The 6,309-nt window shown below is 69.4% G+C and carries 8 protein-coding genes; 1 reads left to right on the top strand and 7 read right to left on the bottom strand.

Annotation, left to right across the window (positions count from 1 at the left end; all coding sequences use genetic code 11):
• Positions 1-232 (bottom strand): general stress protein (locus tag FV223_RS17535; RefSeq protein ID WP_348644803.1); only part of this gene is annotated, 232 nt, incomplete at its 3' end.
• A 197-nt stretch (positions 233-429) separates the two neighbouring features.
• Here FV223_RS17535 and flhA point away from each other — a divergent pair.
• Positions 430-2,577, top strand: coding sequence for a flagellar biosynthesis protein FlhA (gene flhA / locus FV223_RS17540; RefSeq protein ID WP_147728230.1), 2,148 nt, complete (start codon positions 430-432; stop codon positions 2,575-2,577).
• Here the strand turns inward: flhA and FV223_RS17545 are convergent.
• From FV223_RS17545 to FV223_RS17565, 6 genes are all read right to left on the bottom strand, one after another.
• Positions 2,489-3,010 carry a hypothetical protein gene (locus FV223_RS17545; RefSeq protein WP_246689709.1) on the bottom strand — a complete coding sequence of 174 codons (522 nt, stop codon included), beginning with the start codon at positions 3,008-3,010 and terminating at the stop codon, positions 2,489-2,491. The genes flhA and FV223_RS17545 overlap by 89 nt on opposite strands.
• Entirely contained in the window at positions 3,007-3,408 is a 402-nt protein-coding gene (locus FV223_RS17550; RefSeq protein ID WP_246689710.1) for a hypothetical protein, read from the bottom strand. The genes FV223_RS17545 and FV223_RS17550 overlap by 4 nt, the downstream gene beginning before the upstream one ends.
• 24 nt (positions 3,409-3,432) lie before the next feature.
• Positions 3,433-3,570: a hypothetical protein gene (locus FV223_RS31875; RefSeq protein WP_243937753.1), complete on the bottom strand. Its 138-nt coding sequence runs from the start codon at positions 3,568-3,570 to the stop codon at positions 3,433-3,435.
• 12 nt (positions 3,571-3,582) lie between these two features.
• Positions 3,583-4,635, bottom strand: coding sequence for a lysylphosphatidylglycerol synthase domain-containing protein (locus tag FV223_RS17555; RefSeq protein WP_147728231.1), 1,053 nt, complete (start codon positions 4,633-4,635; stop codon positions 3,583-3,585).
• A gap of 173 nt (positions 4,636-4,808) precedes the next feature.
• Entirely contained in the window at positions 4,809-5,216 is a 408-nt protein-coding gene (gene fliJ, locus FV223_RS17560; RefSeq protein WP_147728232.1) for a flagellar export protein FliJ, read from the bottom strand.
• An 86-nt stretch (positions 5,217-5,302) separates the two neighbouring features.
• A partial coding sequence (locus FV223_RS17565) for a FliI/YscN family ATPase (protein ID WP_147728233.1) occupies positions 5,303-6,309 on the bottom strand: 1,007 nt, incomplete at its 5' end.

Raw genomic sequence — 6,309 nt, forward strand, 5'->3', positions numbered from 1 at the left:
GCACGGTGCCGAGCGTCGCGCCGGTGCCGGCGCCTCCGACGTTGGCGTCGTTCGGGTCGGACGAGCGCGTCGGATCCCCGACGGGGGCCAAGCGCCCGGCGTGCCGATCCTCGGCGTTGTTCGCGACGATGCTGATGTCGCCGTGCGGAATGCCCTCGGCCTCGAGCTTGTCGACCGCGCGGGCTGCCGCGTCGTAATCGTCGAACAGGGCGGTGATGGCTCGCATCGCCATGGGCATTCCTCCGGTGTCGAACCTCGGATCGCGCAACCCGCCTGGACGGCGGGCCCGATCCCGAGCCCGTTCAAGCCCCGGGATCCGAGCCGGGTTCCAGCTTGGCCTTAGGCATCGATCGCGTCCGTTAAGGCGCCGCTAACCATCCGCCCGGCAGATCTTGCCGGGTCCGCCTATCGCGGGCGGGAGCGGTGGACATGAGCGAGACGGCGATCGCGTCGGAGCGGAGCGGAGGCCTGTCGGCGCTCGCCGGCTTCTCGATGCCGAACCGCGCCAGCCTCGATGCGCTCACCAAGCGCACCGACCTGTTCTTCGCCACCGCGGTGATGGGCATCCTCGCGGTGCTGATCTTCCCGCTGCCGTCGGTGCTGCTCGACCTGCTGCTCGCCGTGTCGATCATCATGTCGGTGCTGATCATGATGACCGGGCTGTTCATCGACAACCCGCTCGAGTTCACCGTCTTCCCGACGCTGCTGCTGATGGCGACCATGCTGCGGCTGGCGCTCAACCTCGCCTCGACCCGGCTGATCCTCGGGCACGGTCACGAGGGCACGGCGGCGGCCGGCCACGTGATCGAAGCCTTCGGCAACTTCGTGATGGGCGGCAACTTCGTCATCGGGATCATCGTGTTCGCGATCCTGATCATCGTGAACTTCGTCGTGATCACCAAGGGCTCGGGCCGCATCGCCGAGGTCGCGGCGCGGTTCACCCTCGACGCGATGCCCGGCAAGCAGATGGCGATCGACGCGGACCTCTCGGCCGGCCTGATCGACGAGAAGGTCGCCAAGGCGCGGCGCTCGGCGCTCGAGGAGGAATCGTCGTTCTTCGGCGCCATGGACGGCGCCTCGAAGTTCGTCCGCGGCGACGCGATCGCGGCCCTGCTCATCACCTTCATCAACGTTGTCGGCGGCATCATCATCGGCGTCGCGCAGCAGGACATGGCGATCGGCGCGGCGGCCAAGAGCTACACCCTGCTCACCATCGGCGACGGCCTCGCCTCGCAGGTTCCGGCGCTGATCGTCTCGACCGCGGCCGGCATCCTCGTCTCGAAGGCCGGCGTGAAGGGCTCGGCCGACAAGGCGCTCGGCAAGCAGCTCGCCAACTACCCGAAGGCGCTCGGCATGTCCTCGGGCGTGATGGTGCTGATCGCGCTGATGCCCGGCATGCCGATGCTTCCGTTCCTCGCCCTCGCCGGCGCCTCCGGCTACGCCGCCTGGCGGTTCGCGAAGACCGCCCGCGAGGCGCCCCCGCTCGATGCCGCCGGCGTGCCGATGGACGCGGCGGCGGTGGCGGCCGCGGCCAAGGAGAAGGAGGAGACGGTCACCGACCTCCTGAAGCTCGACGAGCTCAAGCTCGAGATGGGCTACGCCCTCCTCGCCCTCGTCAACGGCGAGGGACAGGACCGGCTGACCGACCAGATCAAGGCGCTGCGCCGGCAGCTGGCGGCCGATCTCGGCTTCGTCATGCCCTCCGTTCGGATCCTCGACAACGTCCAGCTCGATGCCAACGCGTACGTCGTGCGCGTGAAGGAGATCGAGGCCGGAACCGGCCAGATCTTCCCCGGCCAGTTCATGGCGATGGACCCGATGGGCGGGCAGGTGCAGCTTCCCGGCCAGCACATGCTGGAGCCGACCTTCGGCCTGCCGGCGACCTGGATCGACGCGTCCCTGCGCGATCAGGCCCAGCTCAAGGGCTACACGGTCGTCGATGCGGCCACCGTCGTCTCGACGCACCTCACCGAGATCATCAAGGCGCACGTCTCGGAACTTCTCAACCACGTCGAGGTCTCGAAGCTGCTGCGCGAGCTGTCCAAGGAGCACGCCGACCTGGTCAAGGAGGTCGTGCCCTCGCAGATCAACACCACCGGCATCCAGCGGGTGCTGCAGTTCCTGCTGGCCGAGCGCGTCTCGATCCGCGACCTCGGCGCCATCGTCGAGGGCATCGCCGAGGTCGCCGGATCGATCAAGAACCCGCGCGACATCGTCGAGCACGTCCGCGCGCGGCTCGGCCGCCAGATCTGTGCGCAGTATCAGGGCGCCGACGGCATGCTGCCGATCATCACCCTGTCGCCGGCCTGGGAGCAGGCCTTCCTCGATTCGATCGTCGGCGAGCGCGACGAGCGCTACCTGGCGATGCAGCCCTCGAAGCTCACCGAATTCGTGCAGACGGTGCGCGACCGGTTCGAGACCGCCGCCCGCATGGGCGAGATGCCGGTGCTCGTCACCTCGGTCCAGGCCCGGCCGTTCGTCCGCTCGATCATCGAGCGCTTCCGCCGCGAGACGCCGGTGATGAGCCAGGCGGAAATTCACGCGCGGGCGCGGCTTCGCAACGTCGGCTCGGTCTGAGGTCCGGCGGCGGATAATCGAGCGGCAGGCTTCGAACGCCGCGGCGATAGGGAAATCGCGCGCGTTGCAGCGGGTCCGGACCCATGAAGATCAGGCGAACCCGGAAGGCGACCGGGCTCGCGCAGAGCAGGTAGTCGCGCAGGTTCGGCTCGTCCGGCAGGAACCACGCCGTGGTGAGGTAACGCGCGTCGTCCCGCACCCATCCGGGGATCGGCAATCCCCAACGGCGTACAAGATGCTCGGCGATCGCACCGAGATAGGCGTCCGCGCGCCGATCGCCGACGAGTCCGGGATCGCCGGCGATCATCGCCGCCTGGCGCTCGATCTCGCCGTCGAGCGCGTAGAATGCGTCGAGAAACTCGCGGCTGTGATGATCCCATTCGCCATCCTCGCGGATGCGGATGGCGAGCGCGTGCAGCGTGGCGGGTCTCACGGCGACGCGTCCAGGACGCCCGGAAAGCGGAGTTGCGCATCGATCGGCGGGGCTTCGTCGTAGATCGACGCGTAGAGGGCGTGCAGGCTTTCCAGGTCGAGGATCCCGAGATGGGCGGCGAGCGCGCGGGCATCGTCCATGTCGCGCGTTCCGCGATCGAGGCTGCTCAGGGCGCGGAGCTTCATGGCGAGGAGATAGTGCGGACGGGCCACGAGCGTCCTCAGCCCCGGGGGGCCCTCGCTGGGATAGGTGCCCGACACATCGAACAAGCTCTCGGGCTCGTCGAGGGGCGTGAACATGCCGACGGCATTGTTGAGCCAGTCGGGATCGAGGCCCATCAGCCCGGCGACCCGGGCGACGGATGGCGCGAGCGTCGCCTCGTCGAAACCTTCCCGCACCACCGCGTCGACGTCCCGCGTCGATCACCGCCATGCGACGCGAAGGATCAGAGCGCCGCCACGGTGCACGGCCAGTTCGACGAAAAGGCCGCGCGCGGCCAGATCCGCTCCAAGGGCCTCAAGGGCCTGCCGCAAGCGCTCGTGGCCGAGCGGTTGCGCCATAAGCCCTGTCTCTCACACCGTCTTCTGCTTCAGGTCCCGCTCGATCTTCGCCGGATCGAGGCCGGGCGCGACGAGCGGCGGGTCCGGCGTGGGGGCTGCCGACGTCCCGGTCCCGCGCAGGGCGCCGGCCAGGCGGTTGCGCTCGTAGAGCAGCACCACGATCACCGAGATCAGGAACGGAAGCCAGAAATAGAACATCCGGAAGACGAGGAGCGCGGCGATGATCGAGGGCCGAGCGATGTCGGGCATCGCCACCACGAAGACCAGCTCGAACACGCCGAGGCCGCCCGGCGCGTTCGAGACCAGCGCCGCCGAGAACGAGGCGAGGAAGACCGCAAGGACCACGAGGAAGCCGGGATTGTGCGCCTCGGGCAGCGCGAAATAGATGATGCCGGCGGCCCCCAGCAGCTCCAGCGGGGCCGCGATGATCTGCCGGATCATGATCGGCGGGCGCGGGTACTCGAGCTTGAACGACCGGATCGTCAGCGGCTTCAGCCGGAGCAGCGAGCCGGCGATGTAGAGCGCGACCGCGCCGAGCAGGACAGCGCCGAGGGTGCGGGCGGTGCTCGGGTTGGTGAGGATCGCCGGCAGGTAGCCCTGGAGGCGCGTCAGGGTATCGGGGAGCGCGACGAGCACGAAGCCGCCGAGCAGGATCGTCCCGAGGCCGAAGGTGAAGGAGCACAGGGCCACGAGCACCGCGACCTGCGCGGCCGACAGGCCCTTGGCGGTGTAGGCGCGGTAGCGCACCACCGCCCCGGAGAACACCGAGGCGCCGATGTTGTGCGACAGCGCGTAGGTGGTGAAGGAGCAGACCGAGACGAAGAACGTTGAGATGTGCGTCACGCCGAGATGCAGCAGCGCGATCCGGTCGTACCAAGCCAAAGCGGCGTACGCGACCAGCGTCGACAGGGCGGCGAGCAGGAAGCGGTGCGGCGGGATGGCGGCGAGGCTACCCTTGATCTCTGACAGCGAGATGCCGCGCAATTCACGAAACAGCAGGTATCCGGAGACGATCACCGCGGCGAGGCCGACGATCGGCCAGATGAAATCGCTGATCTTCTTCATGGACACCGACACCTCGGGGGGAACGCCCCTGATGCGTCAGGACGCGACGCATCGCAAGCACGCCCGCGGGAGCGCGCCTGCGCGGTCTGATGTCATCGGATCATGACGGTTTCGTGCCGCCTTGCCTCTCGCGCGGACGCGCCCGCGCCTGAGGCGCTGGGGCGCGGCTCGCCTCAGGCGCGGGCGCGGGCGAGGCCGATCCCGTCCATCGCCGCCTGCTCGCGGACGGCTTCCGCAGCGCGCTCGGCCGAGCGCTCGCGATCGTCGAGGATCTCGACCTTCTTCAGGTCCTCGAACGCCTCGCCGAGCTCAGCCTTGGCCTCGGCGAGCTGGCCTTCCAGGGCGATCGCCGATTGGCGCATGTTGTCCCGGCGCGTGGCGGCGGCGCGGGCGTAGGTCGGGTAGGCGAAATGCCCGATGTCGGTGATACCGGCGCGGGCCTCCTCGTGGACGACCTCGCGGTCGAGCTCCATCGCCATGCGCTGGAAGTCGGCCATCATCATCTCGATCTGGGTGACGCGGCGGCGCTTCTCGTCGACCTGAAAGCGGCGCAGCCGGATCAGCGTGTCACGCGATTTCATGGGATACGCTCACTCCACACAACGCAGGAGATCCAGGCATATGACCCGAGGAGCGGAGGCGGCGAAGGGCCGCCGCACCGCACGTCTCAGGAACCGCCCACGATCTCCGCGAGCCGTGCGTAACCATCGCCGATGGAGGTTGCTTCTTCCTTACCCTGCCCCAGAAAAGCCTCCAATCGCGGCATGAGCGCCACCGCCTCGTCGACCTCGGCCGAGGCGCCGGCGCGGTAGGCGCCGAGGCGGATCAGCTCCTCCATGTCGGCGAAGGTCGCGAGCAGCTTGCGCGCCCGCCGCACCACCGGGAGGAAGGCCGGGTCGCAGGACCGCGGCATGGTGCGCGAGACCGAGCGCAGCACGTTCACCGCCGGATAGCGCCCGCGCTCGGCGATGGAGCGCTCCATCACGATGTGCCCGTCGAGGATGCCGCGCACCGCATCCGCCACCGGCTCGTTGTGGTCGTCGCCCTCCACCAGAACCGTGAACAGCGCCGAGATCGTCCCCTCCCCCACGCCGGGGCCGGCGCGCTCGAGCAGGCGCGGCAGCTCCGAGAACACCGTCGGGGTGTAGCCCTTGGCGGTCGGCGGCTCGCCGGCGGCGAGGCCGATGTCGCGCTGGGCCATGGCGAAGCGCGTGATCGAATCGATCATGCACAGCACCTTGGCGCCCTGATCGCGGAAATGCTCGGCGACGGAGAGGGTCACGTAGGCGGCGTTCCGGCGCATCAGGGCCGGCTCGTCCGAGGTCGCGACCACGACCACGGACCGGGCGAGGCCGGCGGCGCCGAGGTCGTCCTGCAGGAATTCCTGAACCTCGCGGCCGCGCTCGCCCACGAGACCGATCACCGCGACGTCGGCGGCGGTGTAGCGGGCGAGCATCGACAGCAGCACGGACTTGCCGACGCCGGAGCCGGCGAAGATGCCCATGCGCTGCCCGGCGCACATCGTCAGGAAGGTGTTGAGGCAGCGCACCCCGAGATCGAGTGGCGTCCCGACGCGGCGTCGGGCATGGGCGGGCGGCGGGTCGGCCCGCAGCGGGTAGATCTCCGGCCCGCTGGCGAGCGGGCCGAGGCCGTCCACCGGGCGGCCCAGCGCAT

Origin of the sequence: Methylobacterium sp. WL116, assembly GCF_008039455.1 — a bacterium.
In the GTDB taxonomy this organism is placed as follows: domain Bacteria; phylum Pseudomonadota; class Alphaproteobacteria; order Rhizobiales; family Beijerinckiaceae; genus Methylobacterium.

What these genes read in the sequence shown, in the direction of transcription:
- fliJ (WP_147728232.1), bottom strand. Translation starts at nt 5,216, where the DNA reads ATGAAATCGCGTGACACGCTGATCCGGCTGCGCCGCTTTCAGGTCGAC.
- FV223_RS17555 (WP_147728231.1), bottom strand. Translation starts at nt 4,635, where the DNA reads ATGAAGAAGATCAGCGATTTCATCTGGCCGATCGTCGGCCTCGCCGCG.
- flhA (WP_147728230.1), top strand. Translation starts at nt 430, where the DNA reads ATGAGCGAGACGGCGATCGCGTCGGAGCGGAGCGGAGGCCTGTCGGCG.
- FV223_RS31875 (WP_243937753.1), bottom strand. Translation starts at nt 3,570, where the DNA reads ATGGCGCAACCGCTCGGCCACGAGCGCTTGCGGCAGGCCCTTGAGGCC.